Origin of the sequence: Bacillus pinisoli (assembly GCF_023036475.1) — a bacterium.
Taxonomy (GTDB): domain Bacteria; phylum Bacillota; class Bacilli; order Bacillales; family SA4; genus Bacillus_BS; species Bacillus_BS pinisoli.
Window position 1 is genome coordinate 383,920 of the sequence record NZ_JAJQKI010000003.1, and the last position, 17,570, is coordinate 401,489.

The 17,570-nt window shown below is 38.5% G+C and carries 16 protein-coding genes, 1 riboswitch and 1 other annotated feature; of the genes, 5 read left to right on the top strand and 11 right to left on the bottom strand.

Going from position 1 to position 17,570, the window contains the following annotated elements; translation table 11 throughout:
• Positions 1-127: 127 nt before the first annotated feature.
• Entirely contained in the window at positions 128-1,618 is a 1,491-nt protein-coding gene (locus LT143_RS06485) for a helix-turn-helix domain-containing protein (RefSeq protein ID WP_246941387.1), read from the bottom strand.
• Between the two features lie 454 nt (positions 1,619-2,072).
• On the opposite strand from LT143_RS06485, the gene LT143_RS06490 reads away from it, so the two are divergent.
• Complete coding sequence (locus LT143_RS06490) at positions 2,073-2,624, top strand: GNAT family N-acetyltransferase (RefSeq protein ID WP_246941389.1); 552 nt, start codon at positions 2,073-2,075, stop codon at positions 2,622-2,624.
• Positions 2,625-2,773: 149 nt separating this feature from the next.
• Here LT143_RS06490 and LT143_RS06495 read toward each other — a convergent pair whose 3' ends face one another.
• From LT143_RS06495 to LT143_RS06520, 6 genes are all read right to left on the bottom strand, one after another.
• On the bottom strand, positions 2,774-3,091 hold the full coding sequence (locus LT143_RS06495; RefSeq protein ID WP_246941392.1) for a rhodanese-like domain-containing protein: 318 nt from the start codon (positions 3,089-3,091) through the stop codon (positions 2,774-2,776).
• Positions 3,092-3,156: 65 nt separating this feature from the next.
• A complete protein-coding gene (leuS, locus tag LT143_RS06500) occupies positions 3,157-5,571 on the bottom strand; it encodes a leucine--tRNA ligase (protein ID WP_246941394.1) in 2,415 nt (804 codons plus the stop codon).
• Positions 5,572-5,661: 90 nt separating this feature from the next.
• Positions 5,662-5,889 (bottom strand) — a binding site (T-box leader).
• 75 nt (positions 5,890-5,964) lie between these two features.
• Positions 5,965-7,152: an MDR family MFS transporter gene (locus LT143_RS06505; protein ID WP_246941396.1), complete on the bottom strand. Its 1,188-nt coding sequence runs from the start codon at positions 7,150-7,152 to the stop codon at positions 5,965-5,967.
• A gap of 66 nt (positions 7,153-7,218) precedes the next feature.
• The gene (locus LT143_RS06510) at positions 7,219-8,214 is read right to left on the bottom strand and encodes a nuclease-related domain-containing protein (protein WP_246941398.1); all 996 of its coding nucleotides are present in this window, start codon (positions 8,212-8,214) and stop codon (positions 7,219-7,221) included.
• Positions 8,215-8,518: 304 nt separating this feature from the next.
• Entirely contained in the window at positions 8,519-8,671 is a 153-nt protein-coding gene (locus LT143_RS06515) for a glycogen biosynthesis protein GlgD (protein ID WP_246941400.1), read from the bottom strand.
• Between the two features lie 44 nt (positions 8,672-8,715).
• The gene (locus tag LT143_RS06520; RefSeq protein ID WP_246941403.1) at positions 8,716-8,982 is read right to left on the bottom strand and encodes a YtzC family protein; all 267 of its coding nucleotides are present in this window, start codon (positions 8,980-8,982) and stop codon (positions 8,716-8,718) included.
• A gap of 202 nt (positions 8,983-9,184) precedes the next feature.
• On the opposite strand from LT143_RS06520, the gene mnmL reads away from it, so the two are divergent.
• Both mnmL and mnmM read left to right on the top strand, forming a co-directional pair.
• The gene (gene mnmL, locus LT143_RS06525; RefSeq protein WP_246941405.1) at positions 9,185-10,153 is read left to right on the top strand and encodes a tRNA modification radical SAM protein MnmL/YtqA; all 969 of its coding nucleotides are present in this window, start codon (positions 9,185-9,187) and stop codon (positions 10,151-10,153) included.
• The gene (gene mnmM, locus LT143_RS06530) at positions 10,150-10,716 is read left to right on the top strand and encodes a tRNA 5-(aminomethyl)-2-thiouridylate-methyltransferase MnmM (RefSeq protein WP_246941407.1); all 567 of its coding nucleotides are present in this window, start codon (positions 10,150-10,152) and stop codon (positions 10,714-10,716) included. Before mnmL ends, mnmM begins: the two co-directional genes overlap by 4 nt.
• Before the next feature lie 35 nt (positions 10,717-10,751).
• Here mnmM and LT143_RS06535 read toward each other — a convergent pair whose 3' ends face one another.
• Together LT143_RS06535 and LT143_RS06540 are read right to left on the bottom strand one after the other, a co-directional pair.
• Positions 10,752-11,870 carry a tetraprenyl-beta-curcumene synthase family protein gene (locus tag LT143_RS06535; RefSeq protein WP_246941409.1) on the bottom strand — a complete coding sequence of 373 codons (1,119 nt, stop codon included), beginning with the start codon at positions 11,868-11,870 and terminating at the stop codon, positions 10,752-10,754.
• A gap of 29 nt (positions 11,871-11,899) precedes the next feature.
• Entirely contained in the window at positions 11,900-12,700 is an 801-nt protein-coding gene (locus LT143_RS06540; protein ID WP_246941411.1) for an alpha/beta hydrolase, read from the bottom strand.
• 81 nt (positions 12,701-12,781) lie between these two features.
• Here LT143_RS06540 and LT143_RS06545 point away from each other — a divergent pair, with 81 nt between their 5' ends.
• Positions 12,782-13,297: a gamma carbonic anhydrase gene (locus tag LT143_RS06545; protein WP_246941414.1), complete on the top strand. Its 516-nt coding sequence runs from the start codon at positions 12,782-12,784 to the stop codon at positions 13,295-13,297.
• A gap of 452 nt (positions 13,298-13,749) precedes the next feature.
• Here the strand turns inward: LT143_RS06545 and metK are convergent, their stop codons facing one another.
• The gene (metK, locus tag LT143_RS06550) at positions 13,750-14,949 is read right to left on the bottom strand and encodes a methionine adenosyltransferase (RefSeq protein WP_246941416.1); all 1,200 of its coding nucleotides are present in this window, start codon (positions 14,947-14,949) and stop codon (positions 13,750-13,752) included.
• A 271-nt stretch (positions 14,950-15,220) separates the two neighbouring features.
• Positions 15,221-15,329: riboswitch (SAM riboswitch) on the bottom strand.
• 74 nt (positions 15,330-15,403) lie between these two features.
• Positions 15,404-15,724 carry a hypothetical protein gene (locus LT143_RS06555; RefSeq protein WP_246941418.1) on the bottom strand — a complete coding sequence of 107 codons (321 nt, stop codon included), beginning with the start codon at positions 15,722-15,724 and terminating at the stop codon, positions 15,404-15,406.
• A 253-nt stretch (positions 15,725-15,977) separates the two neighbouring features.
• On the opposite strand from LT143_RS06555, the gene pckA reads away from it, so the two are divergent.
• Complete coding sequence (pckA, locus tag LT143_RS06560) at positions 15,978-17,567, top strand: phosphoenolpyruvate carboxykinase (ATP) (protein ID WP_246941420.1); 1,590 nt, start codon at positions 15,978-15,980, stop codon at positions 17,565-17,567.
• Positions 17,568-17,570: the final 3 nt, after the last annotated feature.

The following is a 17,570-nucleotide window of genomic DNA, read 5'->3' on the forward strand; positions in this document are numbered from 1 at the left end:
CTTATTTTTATTCTAGAAAAACGGAAGACTGAAAAACAGATAACATTCTTTCTAATTATTCTAAAAATTAAAGGTGAGAAGGATCCATTCACCTCTCACCTTACCTAATAATGTTAATTTTTTTAGTTTATAGTAATTTTTTTTGATTTCTGTAATTCCTTGGTGGTAATCCAGTCTTTTCTTTAAAAATTCGACTAAAATAATTTGCACTATAAAAGCCGGTTTTTCCTGCCACGTCCTTTATAGAAAGCTTTGTTTCAATTAACAAACGTTTAGCCTCCTTTATTCTAAATGCGGTCAACGTCTCCCTAAAAGAGCTACCTTGTCTCTTAGTAAACAATGTACTTAGATAAGCAGGACTTCTTTCTACATGTGCAGCAACATCCTCCAATTTTAGATCTTGGTTGCTAAAATGATTCTCCATAAAATGAAGAGCTTGCTCAATGATGTCAATCCTGGAAGAGTGAGCATTCTTCACTGCTAAATCAAGTACATCATAAATAAACAATAAAAACTCTTGTACAATTCGGTATAGTATTGGACTATATAAAATAATGTCAAACACGTTGTGATATTTGGTAGTAATTGAATTCTCCACAAGTCCGTGAGATTTCATAAAACGACTGACTTGTGCCAATATACTCGTCAGCCTGATTCGTAGTAATCCCGGTTCTGGATAGGGCTCTTGTTTAATTAAAAACTCATGATACATCCAATCTTTTATTTGATCCCTTTTCTCACCGTGCAGCATATCAACCCACAGTCTTTGGTCTGCAGGCGTCAAAAATGGTTCTTTTATCAACCAATTTACCTTATGATTTAAATAAAATAACCTGCGAGTGCCTTGATAAAAACGGATCTCAAGTGCTTGACGTGCGTGCAAATATTTTTCATGTAACGAGAGTCCAGCCTGGTCAGAATCATAAATAACGAGAGATAAGGAGTCAGAGTACGCTTTCTCCCATTCTCGCAGAAATTGATTGCCAATATTCGTTAACATGCTCTTTGATTGTTTTTTGGTAAATGAAAAAATACAGACGATCATATCACTTAATGGTAATATGACCGGTTGATTTACAAATGGATAATCAGAGATAAAAGATTGAAGACTATTTTGCTTTTTTCCATTTTCAAGCTGAATGAGCATTAACTGATAGTCCCCAATTGAACTCTCTTGGGAATGAAAAATAGAGTGATAGGATAGAGTTGGGCGTTTGTTCTGTAAGGCGGTATCTGTATCTATTCGCCCGCTAGAAGACGTACTGCAGCTAGATAAAACTCGTTTTATCGTATCAGGCGATAATGGCTTTACCCAAAGGTCAACAGCCTTTAATTGAATAGCTTCGTAAGCCCTTTCAAATGTAGCTTCCGCGGTCATCGCTACTACCTTAATCCTATAACGATTCACTAGCTCTTTAACATAGGCCCACTGTTGTGGCTCAATCATATCAAGCTCAATGCAAACCACTTCTGGAACCTCGGACTCTATTAATTGAACTACCTCTGATAATGCCCCAGAGAGAAGAACACTCGTAAAGGGAATAGCATAAGAATTGACCAACCAGTTAATACCTGTCCGCTCATTTAAATCTCGATCTGCGATTAGAAGTTTTACCATTTTGAGGGCTCCTTTTTGGTGATCTATGTAAGTTTAAAAGTTTACGATAGTTTGAGAATTAGAAGGAGAGAGAATTTCCAATGACAAACGTTGAAATTTCGTTCGTTAGGTATAGCATTGGAAGTAAGGTATACAAAAAGTAATGAATAGTCACTGTAACTAACCAAAGAAAAGTCTATAATGATATTTTAGCAAATTTCTAACTGAATAATGAAACGGATTAAGAGAAACCTACATATGTTTTTCAGCTGTTGGAATGAGTTCCTAATAAAGGACAAACAATTAAAACTAAAGATAGGAAAAGAACTCTAGCACAACGATTTGGGATTAAAGGGAATGAGTCTATGAAAAAGACATCATTAGTATGAATAGATCATTCTCCTACAGTTTTTTTAAAATTTAATATTAGTTCTATAGTAAAATGAAACAAATAGAAAAAATTGGGGGATCGAGGATGTTCATACATAAAATTGATGAGAGTGTTTCATTAAGATTGGTCGAAATACATGATGCTGAAAGAATCTTTGAACTAACAGACGAATCAAGAATTTATCTAAAAGAATGGTTACCTTGGCTTGACTTCACCAAGAGTGTGGAAGATACAAAAGACTTTATCCGAGGCTGTTTAAAAGGTTATGCCGAAAATAAAAGTTTAAATACCGTTATTATACTCAATGAAGAGATTGTAGGAATAGCAGGATTCAACAGTATAAATTGGTCCAATAAGACGGCATATATTGGATATTGGCTAGGAGAAAAATTTCAAGGAAAAGGGATTGTAACCAAGGTTGCTGAAGCATTGACCAACTATGCTTTTAAACACCTTAAATTAAATAAGGTGGAAATAAGAGCTGCCGTGGAGAATAAAAAAAGTAGAAGTGTTCCAGAAAGATTGGGGTTTATAAATGAAGGAACTATTAGACAAGCAGAGTGGTTATATGACCATTATGTTGACCATATCGTATATGGAGTTTTAGTAAATGAATGGAGAGGTAGTCATTCTTAACAATATATTAATTGAAAAGCACCTGAATGAACAGGTGCTTCTTTTCGTGCTATTTCACTGATAGAGATTGTGAGAATTAGTGTACTAATCTAATTATGAATTGGAATTCTCTATTCTAAAATTGAACCTTACTTGATGCCTCCCCTTTTTTAGGAAGGAATTTCTCGATCGCCTTCCCACTCTAACATTCCACCAACCATATTCACGCATTTATAGCCTTGATCTTGAAGGTAGTAGCAAACATTCTCACTACGACGACCTGATCGGCAAATAAATATGTATTCTTTATCAGGGTCAAGTTCTGACATTCTCTCAGGAATTTGTCCCATTGGGATATGCTTAACACCAGGGATGACGCCTTGAGCCACCTCTTCATTTTCGCGTACATCGATTAATTCTACATTTTCACCTTTTGCTAGCTTTTCTTGAAGCTCTGACGTTGTGATGATTTTAATTTCTTGTTCCATGTTGATTCACCTTCCTATCCTCAGTTAAAAGAGGCAGTTTACCTGCCTCTTTGTTAGGCTTTTTTCTAATTTGCAACAATGTTAACCAGTTTGCCTGGTACGACAACTACCTTACGAACCGTTTTACCTTCAATCTGCTCTTTTACACTGTCATCAGACATTGCAATACTTTCTAGCTCTTCTTTTGAAGCGGTTGTTGGTACAAGTAATTTAGCACGAAGCTTACCGTTTACTTGCACGACAATTTCTACTTCGTTTTCAACTAGCTTTGACTCATCAAATGTTGGCCATGCTTCATACGTAACCGTACCTGAATGACCAAGCTTTTCCCAAAGCTCTTCCGCAAGATGTGGCGCAACTGGAGAAAGAAGCTTTACAAAGCCCTCCATATATTCTCTAGGAAGTTCCGTTGCCTTATAGGCATCATTGATGAAGACCATCATCTGAGAAATCGCTGTGTTGAAACGAAGTCCTTCGTAATCCTCGGTCACTTTCTTAACCGTTTGATGATATACCTTCTCTAAACCTTCAGCTGAGCTGTTTGTAATCTTAGGGTTCATTTCCCCATTTTCTTCAATGAACAGTCTCCATACACGGTCAAGGAAACGTCGTGAGCCGTCAAGTCCATTTGTTGACCAAGCAATTGACGCTTCAAGAGGTCCCATGAACATTTCGTACAAACGAAGTGTATCAGCACCATGACTCTTAATAATATCGTCAGGGTTTACCACATTCCCCTTTGATTTACTCATCTTTTCATTGTTTTCACCAAGAATCATTCCTTGGTTAAATAGCTTTTGGAATGGCTCTTTTGTTGGAACAACTCCGATATCGTATAAAAACTTATGCCAGAAACGAGCGTATAGTAAGTGAAGTACTGCGTGTTCTGCTCCACCAATATAAATATCAACTGGTAACCATTCTTTTAGCTTTTCAGGATCAGCTAACTGTTCGCTATTATGTGGATCAATATAGCGTAAGAAGTACCAGCAGCTTCCGCCCCATTGTGGCATCGTATTTGTTTCACGACGACCTTTTTTACCTGTTACTGGATCGATAACATTTACCCAATCCTCGATAGCAGCAAGTGGGGATTCACCTGTACCAGAAGGACGAATCTCCTTTGTCTTTGGAAGAACTAATGGAAGCTCACTCTCAGGAACTGCTGTTGTCGTACCATCTTCCCAATGAATGATTGGGATCGGCTCACCCCAGTAACGCTGACGGCTAAATAACCAGTCACGAAGACGGTATGAAACCTTCTTTTCACCTTTATTGTTTTCCTCAAGCCACTTGATTGCTTGTGTAATTCCTTCTTCTTTATTTAAACCGTTTAAGAAGTCGGAGTTAACATGCTCACCATCACCAGTATAAGCCTCTTTTGTAACATCTCCACCCGCTACAACTTCTTTAATCGGTAGATCAAATTTTTGAGCAAACTCAAAGTCTCTCTCATCATGTGCTGGAACGGCCATAATGGCACCTGTCCCATAGCTCATTAATACATAATCTGCAATCCAGATTGGCATTTTTTCACCGTTTATGGGATTAATCGCATAAGCTCCTGTGAATACACCTGTTTTTTCTTTGGAAAGCTCTGTACGCTCTAGGTCACTCTTACTCTTCACCTTGTCCACATAAGCTTGAACTGCGTCTTTTTGCTCCGGTGTCGTGATTTTATCCACATACGGATGTTCTGGAGAAAGCACCGCGTAAGTAGCACCAAATAAAGTATCAGGACGAGTCGTAAAGACGGAGAATCCTTCTTCAAATCCGTCGATATCAAAGTTAACCGTAGCTCCTTCTGAACGGCCAATCCAGTTACGTTGCATATCCTTTAAGCTCTCAGGCCAATCTAATTCCTCAAGGTCTTCAAGTAGACGATCCGCATATTCGGTAATTCTTAGAATCCATTGTCTCATTGGACGACGTTCTACTGGATGCCCTCCACGTTCACTTTTCCCATCAATAACCTCTTCATTTGCTAAAACCGTTCCAAGTGCTGGACACCAGTTAACCGGCACTTCATCCACATAAGCAAGCCCTTTTTCAAAAAGCTTTAAGAAAATCCATTGTGTCCACTTATAATAATTAGGATCTGTCGTATTCACTTCGCGGTCCCAGTCATAAGAGAAACCAAGTTCCTTAATTTGTCTACGGAACGTGTTAATATTTTGCTCCGTAAATTCCGCAGGATCATTACCAGTGTCTAATGCATACTGCTCAGCTGGTAGACCGAATGCATCCCATCCCATTGGGTGAAGGACATTATATCCTTGCATACGCTTCATACGGGATACAATATCAGTCGCCGTATAACCCTCAGGATGCCCAACATGAAGACCCGCTCCTGAAGGATAAGGAAACATATCTAACGCATAAAACTTGGGATTACCCTTTTCTTCTTTTGTTTTAAAAGTCTTATTGCTTTCCCAATAGTGCTGCCACTTTTTTTCAATTTCTTGGTGATTAAAAGCCATAAAAGTTCCTCCTTGTTTCTTCACCTTAGCATTTGGTTTAATTATCCATTTCATACAGTGGAAGGACAAAATAAAAAACCCCGCCCCTAAAATAGGGACGAGATTTATATAACCCGCGGTACCACCCAAATTAATGCTTACTAAGCATTCACTTGAATCCTTAACGCGGATGAGTCGTCAATAATTAGTGTGTTCAGTTAGAACAGTTCACCATTGAAACTTGAAGGCGAGTTCATGATAGTCATGGGATTGACTTGCACCGACCGTCAACTCTCTAGACCAACTTCTATCACTACTATTCCTTCGCACTGTTTATTTTCGTGTAAGGTTTTGTAATGTATTTTAAAGAAAAAACTTCCAAACATCAAGTGTTTCTTTAAAACAATTAAATAATTAGGCTGTAAGCTCCGTATTAACTTGTTCTTTTTTAATGGCACGATCATAGAACATCGTTGTGAAAATCGCCATAAATAAGAGGCCAATCAGTAAAACAAATAATGCATTTATGTTATATACATCTACCATAAACCCGCCTAATACTGGTCCTAGCATCCTTCCACCTGTTGCTGTACTGTTAACGACACCCTGATAAAAGCCTTCTCTGCCTTTTGGTGCAAGTTCATTAGCAACAGTCGGAACTGCCGGCCATACAAACATTTCACCAATGGTAAGAATAATCATTGCAACGAGGAAGCCTGTAAACTGTCCTGCATTCGCCACAACAACAAAGGAAACCATGTAAATGATAATCCCGATAATAATTTGAGCTTTCAAAGTCTTAGCTACATAACGAATGGCAGTCGATATAAGTGGCTGCGCCAATACTATCATTGCTCCATTAACCGTCCATAAAAAGCTGTATTGATTGATGGAAATATCAAGCGATTGAGTATACGAGGAGATACTTGTTTGCCACTGAACGTGAGCCACCCAGCAAAGCAAGAAACCTGCACATAAAACGAGTAAACTCGTAAACTTAGCTTTATTTTTAATTCCTTTATCAGCTTGTAGGAGACCTTTTTGTTCTCCTGCATCCACTTTAATGCGATGATACGTCGTTAATGCTAATAAGAAGAACACACCATACATCAGAGCATTCGCCAAAAAGGTTAAGGGAAAAGAAATCGAAGCCACTAATCCACCTAAGGCCGCCCCTGCAGCGACCCCCACATTTTGAGCAACATACATATAATTAAACGGTTTTCGTCCACCTTCTGGCCAAACCGAACCCGCCATGGCATACATTGAAGGAAAGACCATTCCTGAACCAAATCCAATTAAGGTTAAAAACAACACATACCATGGCCAGCTATGATTCAAAGCAAGACCAAGTCCCGCTGCCATCGTCATACTGACACCGATTAAAATAGAGCGATAACCACCAAATCGGTCAAACAAAAGACCTCCGATTAAATTACCTAACACACCAGAAGCCGAATTAAGCATTAACACAACTCCCGCCATGGTAAGCGATTTTCCCAACACATCATGAATATAAATTGTATTCAACGGCCATAAAAAAGAAGCCCCTACCACGTTTATAACCATTCCTATTAACAAAAGCCTCAACTGCTTTGGCATGGTACTCCCCCTAAAAATCATCTTCACCATCGTTCATTGTAGTCGCTTTTGGGGTGGGTGGCAATATTAATGTTTAGGGGGATCCAGATAGTCTAATTGTGTGGAAGAAAGATGATAAGTCGTACCTTTGCCTTTGCCTGTGGTGGGGAGGTTCATTGAGGAAAGCAAATAAGTTGCTATATTTCTGGATTCAATTCGAAGAAATTCACGTAACTTCCGATTGGTAATGGTCGTTTCAAATAATAGTAAATAATCACTTAGAGAATGAATATGAGCATCTGAGGAGTACGCATTACAAAAAGTACAGAACCACTTAGTCTCTATTCTGTTCATTGGGATTCTAGAGCAACTTGGACAATATACTCCTAAAAGTAAATCATCCTTATTGATACTAAACTGTCTCAATAAATCTGGATTTCCTTCTGCATGCTTACTTAATAGCATCTTTGAGATTTTCTTTATTTCTTTCCCTGTTAGCCTTTCAGTTTTATATGTAGCTTCAATTAATACCAGCTTGTCTAGGAAGTTTTGACTTGTAGTCACCTTTTGGAAGGCTTCTTTATAGTTGGGGGATGTTCTGATAATTGCTTGGGGATTGCTGATAACAACAAGAGATTCGATTGGCAAACTAGGCAACTTATTCACTTCTAGCCAGTCTGATAATTTACGCTGATGGTTCTTAGCCTGTATAAGAGGATTAGGAAAAGCTTCTTCTTTTCCGTTGTGGGTTCTTATTAATTGTTTAAAGTTGCTATCAAAAAATAAAGTACCAATAAAATTTTTAACCTCTACAATTAGAATAAACGATGGACATAGTAGCAAAGTGTCCATTTGAAAATAATGTTGCTGATCAAAGAGCCTTAAGTCATGAAATATACAATATTTATTATCCATTAGATAACTGTAATAGTAGTTCATCGACTGTTCACCACGGTACCCAGCAAGATTTTTTGCCAACTCTACTTCCAAATCAGAATACGTAGGGTGAGTTTTAGGTAGTCTCCTTAATAAAGCCTCAAGTTTCCTAATTCTAATTGAAATTTGTCTCTCTTTTAGTAGCATTTAAGCCCTCCCTTTACAATTTTGTAAAATATACTTCGACTTTAAACTATATATTCCTTCTTTTATACCCTGGGTCTGTCCTAAATTTATGAAGCACTCGGTTATGCGTGAAGTTTAGGATTTATGCGGAAAATTTTAAATATATGCGTGAAATCTGTTTTTTATGCGTGAAATTTCAGATATATGCGTGAAATCCAAAATTTATGCGTATTGCTCCTTACCCCGAGCAACTCCACTTATTTACCACACAAAAAACCCCCACCCAACACCGGGCAGGGGTACCAATTCATAATTTCACTACTCTCTACGCCTTCGACTTATCCGGCTGCGCGCGCTTCGCATTGCGCTTCTTTACTTCTTTCACCGGGTCGAAGTCTGGACCGACTTCCATATCCTGATTATTTACACCGTTCTTTGTCTTCTGTTCTGGATTGTTCTGATCAGAGCGTTTCTTCATACAAGTACCTCCAGCTTTTATTTTCAGCAGAAATCAATCACTTTTTAGTGATGTGGATAGATAATCATCTCGTTTTGAATTTGCTGCAATTGAAGTCTCATTCGTTCAATTTGCTCTTTTTGCTGGGGATTCCCGCTATGAGCAAGCTGACCTAATTCAATGACAGTTGTTTCTAAAAGCTGTTGTGCTTTTGTGTACTCGGTTTGATTATAATGCTCTTGTTTCTTTGCAATCTTGAACTGGTCTTGTGCATAGCGTAAAGTATCTTCTGCCATTTGCAGATGCTCTTCTACAGATTGACGAGTTGCCATTCTGCCTCTACCTCCTTCACTGTATATACACTAGATGAAAAGCTTCATCATCACTTAGTTTATACAACTCGCTTCGTTCTATCACATTTCCACAAAGGAGGTTTTTCCCACTGTTGAATTGGTTGGTTTCCTGCTGAAACCATGCTAAAATTGATTGACTAAATGACGAGCGAATCCGAGAGATAAGGAGGGGACATTAAAAATGAACCCAAACCAACACAATCCATTCCCATTTTCAGATGACCATAAACGATATCATTCTTGGAACTATCATCTTCGACATCACTTTGGACACAAGGTATTCAAAGTGGCATTAGATGGTGGCTTCGATTGCCCTAATCGTGATGGCACCGTGGCACATGGCGGGTGTACATTTTGTAGTGCGGCCGGGTCTGGTGATTTCGCTGGGAACCGAGCAGAGTCCATTGAGAAACAGTTTCATGATATTAAAAATAAGATGCACAATAAATGGAAAAGCGGTAAATACCTTGGTTATTTTCAAGCATTTACAAATACGCATGCTCCGGTGAAAGAACTTCGAGAAAAATTTGAGGTTGTTTTAAAGCAAGAAGGGGTTGTAGGCCTTTCTATTGCCACAAGGCCGGACTGCTTGCCAGATGACGTTATAGAATATTTAGCGGAATTAAACGAACGGACTTATTTATGGGTAGAGCTTGGTCTGCAAACTGTTCATGAAAGAACAGCTTTACTCATTAACCGAGCCCATGATTACCAATGTTATATCGATGGTGTAAACAAGCTAAGAAAACATAATATACGCATATGTTCACACATCATTAATGGCTTACCACTTGAGACGCCAGAAATGATGATGGAAACAGCAAGAGAAGTGGCAAAGCTTGATGTTCAAGGTATTAAAATACACCTTATGCATTTATTAAAAGGTACTCCTATGGTGAAGCAATATGAAAAAGGACTTTTAGAATTTCTAAGCTTTGATGAGTATATCAACCTAGTGTGTGACCAGCTTGAAATTTTACCACCAGAAATGATTATCCATCGAATAACGGGTGATGGTCCACCTGATCTATTACTCGGTCCAATGTGGAGTTTGAATAAATGGGCGGTTTTTAATGCGATTGAAAATGAGCTAAAGAGTCGAGATAGCTACCAAGGTAAATTTTTTCATAAGGAATTGATGACACTATGAAGATTGAAAGAATTTTGCCTTTTGCCCGAACACTCTTAAGCCAAGCGATATCACCAGGTGAAGTTGCCGTTGATGCAACAGTAGGTAATGGTCATGATACCCTTTTCCTAGCTAACCTAGTTGGTGAGACGGGTCATGTGTACGGTTTTGACATTCAAGATGAAGCCATTATGAATACACAAAGTAAGCTGCAGGAAAAAGATCTCCTTCATCGAGTAACACTACTTCATAAAGGCCATGAACATGTCTCAGAACACGTACCGACAAAAGTCAGTGGTGCCATCTTTAATTTAGGCTATCTACCTGGCGGGGATAAGGCTATAGTGACCACTCCCCCCACCACCATTTCTGCAGTGAAACAGATATTGTCCTTATTAAAGCCAGAAGGGATAATCGTCATTGTGGTCTATCATGGACATCCTGAAGGACAAGAGGAACGTGATCAGCTTTTAACATTTGTAGAGTCCATTGACCAACAAGAAGCCCATGTGCTTCAATACAAGTTTTTAAATCAACAAAATAACCCACCTTTTATCATCGCGATTGAAAAAAGAAGCCCCTAAACTAGTCACTACTCGAACTAGTTTGAGGGGCTTTTTCAATCACTCATTGATCTATTTGCTTTTCGATCAGAGAAGGAACGATTTCTAAACTCCTTCATTTGCTTCCATTTTCTATACATTCTTCCGTTCCAATAAAAGAAAAAGCTAATGAATCCACCTTGCTTAATTAGCTGCTTGGCCATTTTTTGGACAGCTCGTTGATTCAAGACCTTTTGATCCGATAAGTAAACTCCAAGTAATCCTCGATTAATAAATCGATGAAATACTTCATGCGGAATGCCACTAATATGGTCATCAGCCTTCGTTAGGAAGTGTGATAGACGTGTTAATACCGCTTCTTCGCTCGGATAATATGTACAAAAGTTTAAATCTCCACCTGCCTTATCTTCTTCTTGGTCAATCAGATAATCAAGTAGAATATGAAGACCTTGTACATAAGGAAAATACCCTTGACGAATTTTTAAAACATCCTCTTCTTTTAACTGCGGTTGAAATGCATACGAAACTAGACAGAAAATCCCAAGGGTTGAGCCAGAGCAAGCTGAAAACTCATACCATTCCATTTCAGGTAAGTCCGATTTGTAGGTTGAAAACCACTTTTCCAAACGAGGTACACGCTCTTCATGTTTAACATGTTTATGAACTTGAAGTGAACAATAATAGTTAGCTAATTCAATGATATAGGATTTTATCTTTGAATAATGTGGTAAATCTTTAAGAACCGATTGGCAAGTCAACACTAAATCTTTCAGATAAGCCCCGTCATCTTGATCCTCTCGAAAACGATAATAGTCGTGCTGGTGCTCGCTCTCTACCGTTAGAGCGTTGGGCATAGACTCATGAAGTGCTTCAAAGTCTTGTGGATCTAAAGAAGTACTTCTGTCGCATAAATTATCTAAGTAGTCGCTTATGGTTTGATAAGCAACGATGAATTTAATACATGGCTCGAGATGTTGGATAGACAACAATGCCAAAATGGAACCACCTTCACAATGAAAGGATTTATCGCCAATACTTGCGAGGGCCTGTGTTCTTAACTCCTGATTGGGAATGCTCGCAGCTCTCCCTCGCCAATAGTCCAGTTCCTTATGAACAATTGGAAAAACCTCTCGATATACTTTTGTCATTAATCCTAAGGGATGGGAAGGCACCATAGTAGTCGACTCCTTTGCCTTGATGCTCCTTATTTTACATTGATTGATAGCTGCGTTTCAACAAATCGCTTTGCATAGTCGAAAACTTGTTCACGTTCTGGCTCATTAAAAATTTCATGATACAGTCCATGCCACTCCTTATATGTCTTATCTGTTACATCTAACTGATCAAACCATTCCTTTCCTTTTCGCTTATCCACAATTTGATCGTCTCCACCCTGCATAAATAACACGGGTACATCCGGAACTTTTTTTATATTTATAAGTGCTAAGACCGTAGCATGAATTAACTCCCGAAACCATCTGACCGATACCTTTGTTACATATAGAGAATCATTTGAATCAAGTTCAATGACTTCTTTGTTCCTCGTCGCCATAGAAGGAGTTAGTCCGGTTGCGATTCTAAGCGAAGGTGTGATTTTATTTAACACTCTTGAAGCTAGATCCAAGAAAATAGACGGAGTGGTCTGCTCACTAATTCCTAAGCATGGAGAAGAGAGAATCATACAGTTTATTTTTAGCTGCTTCTCCTGCATCGTTCTAATAACCGTTAGCCCCCCCATACTATGACCGAGTAAAACAATTGGGAGTTGGTATGACAAGGCTTCCTTATACCATTCTTCAACCGCTTCTATATACACATCGAACTTATCTATATGGCCACGGTCACGTCTTGAGGTTGTTCCTTGTCCAGGTAAATCTCCCATAATGACATGGTAGCCTTCACCTCTCCACATTTCAATTAACCACTTATATCGCCCATGATGCTCAGCGGCACCGTGAACCATAACAATGACGCCTTTTGCATTCTCAGCTTCCCACTTCCACATAAAACTTCTCCTCCCATTCCTTAACAGATTTTATCTATTTTTGTTACAATGACAATAATGACTGAAAAGGGGAAATGACAGATGATCTATCCATATAAAAATCATACACCTAAAATCGCTACTTCAGCATTTATTGCTGATTATGTAACAATTTCAGGAGATGTAACGATTGGTGAAGAAACTAGCGTTTGGTTTAATACCGTCATTAGAGGAGATGTATCTCCCACTATGATCGGCAATCGTGTAAATATCCAGGATAACTGTGTATTACACCAAAGTCCAAATAAGACTCTTATCATTGAAGATGATGCGTCCATTGGTCATCAAGTTATTTTACACAGCTCCATTATTCGTAAAGGTGCATTAATTGGTATGGGTTCCATCATTCTTGATGGTGCAGAAATTGGTGAAGGTGCCTTTATCGGTGCAGGCAGTTTAGTTCCACAAGGGAAAGTGATCCCACCTCATAGTCTGGCATTTGGAAGACCTGCCAAAGTCATTAGACCTTTAACGGAAGAGGACCAACAGGACATGGAACGAATAAGAAAAGAATACGTCGAGAAGGGACAATATTATAAATCTCTTCAAGATCAATAAGTTTTACAATCAGTTTCCATTATTTTTACATTCACATAGTATTTCCTAAATATTTCGCCCTTACTAAAAAAATAGGTAGAAATTATCTATAACGACATTATATGAAGTGGAGTGCTCTTTATTTCGATACGTGAACCGTCATTTCGACTTAAAAGCACTCAACTATTTCTTCCGTCCTATCACCCACATTGGTGGAGCAAGAATGACAATAGGTACGGTCCTTTTGTTCATTATATGCTTACCCTCTCCATTAAAGTATATTGGTATTGCAAGTGCTCTCTCATTACTAGTAAGCCATATTCCCGTCATGATCTTGAAAAAACTATACCCTCGTCCACGTCCTTATTTGACGCTCAGTCAGATAAAAGTTACACAAGAGCCTCTAAGGATCACTCTTTTCCTTCACGAAAAAAAGGACTAACTTCATTAATCGAAGTCAGCCCTTTCAACACTTAGCTTAATGCTTGCTCTTTTAAAGCTGCTGCTTTATCAGTACGCTCCCATGGTAGATCAACATCAGAACGGCCAAAGTGACCATAAGCTGCTGTCTGCTTGTAAATTGGGCGACGTAGGTCTAGCATTTTAATGATGCCTGCTGGACGTAAATCAAAGTTGTTGCGGATTAAGTCAACTAATACATCTTCAGATACTTTCCCTGTTCCGAATGTATCAACTGAGATAGAAACTGGTTGAGCAACACCAATTGCATACGCTAATTGGACTTCAGCTTTATCAGCTAAACCTGCTGCTACAATGTTCTTCGCTACATAACGAGCTGCATATGCTGCGGAACGGTCTACCTTCGTCGCATCCTTACCAGAGAATGCTCCTCCACCGTGGCGAGCGTATCCACCGTAAGTATCAACGATAATCTTACGACCAGTTAATCCAGCATCCCCTTGAGGACCACCGATTACGAAACGGCCTGTTGGGTTAATGAAGTATTTTGTATTTTCATCAATTAACTCTTTTGGTACAACTGGATCGATAACATGCTCTTTTAGATTACGCTTGATTTGCTCATTTGTAATTTCAGGGTGATGCTGTGTAGAAATGACAATAGTATCAATACGTACTGGTTGATCGTTTTCATCATATTCAACAGTTACTTGCGTCTTTCCATCCGGACGAAGGTAAGGTAAGATATCTTCCTTACGAACTTCAGTTAAACGACGAGCTAATTTATGAGCTAATGAAATAGGAAGAGGCATAAGTTCTTTTGTTTCGTTATTAGCGTAACCAAACATTAAACCTTGGTCTCCTGCACCAATTGCTTCAATTTGCTCATCTGTCATTTGACCTTCACGAGCTTCAAGAGCTTGGTCAACACCCATTGCGATATCAGCAGATTGCTCATCAATCGATGTTAAAACAGCACATGTCTCAGCGTCAAACCCGTATTTTGCACGAGTATAACCAATTTCACGGATTGTTTCACGAACAATCTTTGGGATATCTACATATGTAGAAGTTGTAATTTCTCCCGCTACTAATACTAATCCTGTTGTTACTGAAGTTTCACATGCGACACGAGCATTTGCATCCTTTGCTAAAATAGCATCAAGGATTGAATCAGAAATTTGGTCACAAATTTTGTCTGGATGCCCCTCTGTCACAGACTCAGATGTAAATAAACGGCGTCTTTTTGACATCTAACGTTTTCCTCCCTTTATACAATGAAGTGAAATACGGTTTTCGTATATCACCTTTCTGCTTGATACGGTACTCATTCCCTTATTATTCTAATAAAAACATGAATTTATGATGAAAACATGCTTTTTTCGACATTTTCTTAACCAGGCTGTAACAAGGTCATAGAAAAAAACAAGATTCCCCTGTAAAGGTAAAAACTCCCTTTTCCTAATAACAAAGAAAAACCTTTCCCTAATGAGGAAAGGTTTTAATACACATCGTAGCCTTTCGCTCTTATCGTTCAAGGCCAAACGCCTTGCATCAGGTTAGCACCTTATCATTCTCATGATGGTTGCTGGGTTTCATAGGGCCTGTTCCCTCCGCCTGCTCGGGATAAGAGAGTATCCGTTCGGCTCATATCATACCGAAGAAGTCGAATGATGTCAACAAAAGATTATAGCTTAACGAATAATTTTAATAAGGCGTCTCTTCTGAGTCACGTTTCTTCTTATTTATTTGTTCCAACGTTTCATATTTAAGAAGCTCGTTTTCGTTATCTCTTGGTTTTACCTGACTATAAACACCGCTTGCCGTTAAACCGATAATTAAAGCAGTTAATAATTTTTCCGCCCACAGTTGAGGTAAGCAAACGATAACAAGTCCTAAAAAGATGGCTAAAAGCGCACGATATTTTTTATTAATGGAAAAGGCATTACCTAAAACCGTTACAAAAGCTGCAACAACAGCAGCAATTGTTGCATAATCAAAACTGCTTAGTTGTGTAATTTCAAACATAATGTCACCCTCCTTGTTTTACAATATGGAAAATAGCATGAGAACGATTGGGCGGATGACCATTTTTAAACGTACAGATTACATTTTGTGAACTTTGAACGAAATAACTGGTACATTTTGTGAATTTATGCGTACAATACCGTAAAATAGTATAGACTATTCATTTAAATATGTTATACTAATTCAAGAAGGAATTCATATATACATTTACTTTTAGAATAATAGAAACTGATAAAAAAGGCAGGTTATGAAGATGAGTTCAATTGATCTTTCCATTAGCTTGAAGGATTTACTAAATGGGCATAATGTGTACACAAATTTATCTGTCTCACAACTAGTTGAAAAAGTCCTTTCACGTAATGAAGGAGAATTAACATCAACTGGTGCAGTAAGAGCAACAACTGGAAAATATACAGGACGTTCTCCAAAGGATAAATTTATTGTAGAGGAAGCATCAGTTAAAGATAAAATTGCTTGGGGTTCAGTCAATCAACCAATTTCTGTTGAGACTTTCGATCGCCTCTACCATAAAGTATTATCGTATCTACAAAATAGAAATGAACTATTTGTGTTCAAAGGGTTTGCTGGTGCTGATTCAAAATATCGCCTACCAATTCAAGTCATTAATGAATATGCTTGGCATAATTTATTTGCTCATCAGCTATTTATTCGCCCTGAACAAGAAGAATTGTCTTCTCATAATTCTCAGTTTACTGTCATTTCTGCACCAAATTTTAAAGCTGATCCAGAAGTCGATGGAACTGCTTCAGAGACATTTATCATCATTTCTTTTGAACGCAAAATTGTACTAATTGGTGGAACAGAATATGCAGGAGAAATCAAGAAATCGATCTTCTCTGTTATGAACTACGTGTTACCTGAAATGGGTATTCTTCCAATGCACTGCTCTGCAAATGTTGGTGCTGAAGGTGACGTAGCATTATTCTTCGGTTTATCAGGAACAGGTAAAACCACTCTTTCTGCTGACCCTAACCGTCGCTTAATTGGTGATGATGAGCATGGCTGGTCTAACAGTGGCGTATTCAATGTTGAAGGTGGCTGCTATGCAAAGTGTGCGAATCTAACAAGAGAAAAAGAACCTCAAATCTTTGATGCGATTCGCTTTGGTAGCGTACTAGAAAATGTCATCCTAAACGATCAAACAAGAGTACCTGATTATGATGATATGTCTCTAACTGAGAATACACGTGCTGCTTACCCAATTCAAGCAATTGATAACATTATTGACCCAAGCATTGCGGGTCATCCAAATACAATTGTATTCTTAACAGCTGATGCGTTTGGAGTATTGCCTCCAATCAGTAAGCTAACGAAAGAACAGGCTATGTACCATTTCCTAAGTGGTTATACAAGTAAGCTTGCTGGAACAGAAAGAGGTGTAACGTCACCTCAAGCTACGTTCTCTACTTGCTTTGGATCACCTTTCTTACCTTTACCTGCAACTGTATATGCAGAAATGCTTGGTAAAAAGATTGATGAACATAACGCACAAGTATTCCTTGTTAACACTGGCTGGACTGGTGGAGAATATGGTGTTGGAAGCAGAATGAAGTTAAGCTACACAAGAGCTATGGTTCAAGCTGCACTAGAGGGAGAATTAAACAGCGTTGAAACGGCAAAGGACGAAATTTTTGGGCTTGAGATTCCAACTCACGTTCCGGGTGTACCTGATGAAGTTCTTCGACCAGACCAAACATGGGCTGACCAAGATGCTTATACGAAAAAAGCAACGGAACTAGCTGATAAATTTAAAGCAAACTTTAAAAAGTTCGTAAACGTTCCAAAAGAAATTGAAAATCTTGGTGGACCCGTTAACAACTAAATC

Excerpts from the sequence above, each read along its gene's own strand:
- LT143_RS06510 (WP_246941398.1), bottom strand. The coding sequence starts at position 8,214 with ATGCTACTAAAAGAGAGACAAATTTCAATTAGAATTAGGAAACTTGAG.
- LT143_RS06555 (WP_246941418.1), bottom strand. The coding sequence starts at position 15,724 with ATGTTTGAAATTACACAACTAAGCAGTTTTGATTATGCAACAATTGCT.
- LT143_RS06540 (WP_246941411.1), bottom strand. The coding sequence starts at position 12,700 with ATGTGGAAGTGGGAAGCTGAGAATGCAAAAGGCGTCATTGTTATGGTT.
- leuS (WP_246941394.1), bottom strand. The coding sequence starts at position 5,571 with ATGGCTTTTAATCACCAAGAAATTGAAAAAAAGTGGCAGCACTATTGG.
- LT143_RS06535 (WP_246941409.1), bottom strand. The coding sequence starts at position 11,870 with ATGGTGCCTTCCCATCCCTTAGGATTAATGACAAAAGTATATCGAGAG.
- LT143_RS06495 (WP_246941392.1), bottom strand. The coding sequence starts at position 3,091 with ATGGAACAAGAAATTAAAATCATCACAACGTCAGAGCTTCAAGAAAAG.
- LT143_RS06490 (WP_246941389.1), top strand. The coding sequence starts at position 2,073 with ATGTTCATACATAAAATTGATGAGAGTGTTTCATTAAGATTGGTCGAA.
- pckA (WP_246941420.1), top strand. The coding sequence starts at position 15,978 with ATGAGTTCAATTGATCTTTCCATTAGCTTGAAGGATTTACTAAATGGG.
- LT143_RS06545 (WP_246941414.1), top strand. The coding sequence starts at position 12,782 with ATGATCTATCCATATAAAAATCATACACCTAAAATCGCTACTTCAGCA.
- LT143_RS06520 (WP_246941403.1), bottom strand. The coding sequence starts at position 8,982 with ATGGCAACTCGTCAATCTGTAGAAGAGCATCTGCAAATGGCAGAAGAT.
- LT143_RS06485 (WP_246941387.1), bottom strand. The coding sequence starts at position 1,618 with ATGGTAAAACTTCTAATCGCAGATCGAGATTTAAATGAGCGGACAGGT.
- LT143_RS06505 (WP_246941396.1), bottom strand. The coding sequence starts at position 7,152 with ATGCCAAAGCAGTTGAGGCTTTTGTTAATAGGAATGGTTATAAACGTG.
- mnmM (WP_246941407.1), top strand. The coding sequence starts at position 10,150 with ATGAAGATTGAAAGAATTTTGCCTTTTGCCCGAACACTCTTAAGCCAA.
- mnmL (WP_246941405.1), top strand. The coding sequence starts at position 9,185 with ATGAACCCAAACCAACACAATCCATTCCCATTTTCAGATGACCATAAA.
- metK (WP_246941416.1), bottom strand. The coding sequence starts at position 14,949 with ATGTCAAAAAGACGCCGTTTATTTACATCTGAGTCTGTGACAGAGGGG.
- LT143_RS06515 (WP_246941400.1), bottom strand. The coding sequence starts at position 8,671 with ATGAAGAAACGCTCTGATCAGAACAATCCAGAACAGAAGACAAAGAAC.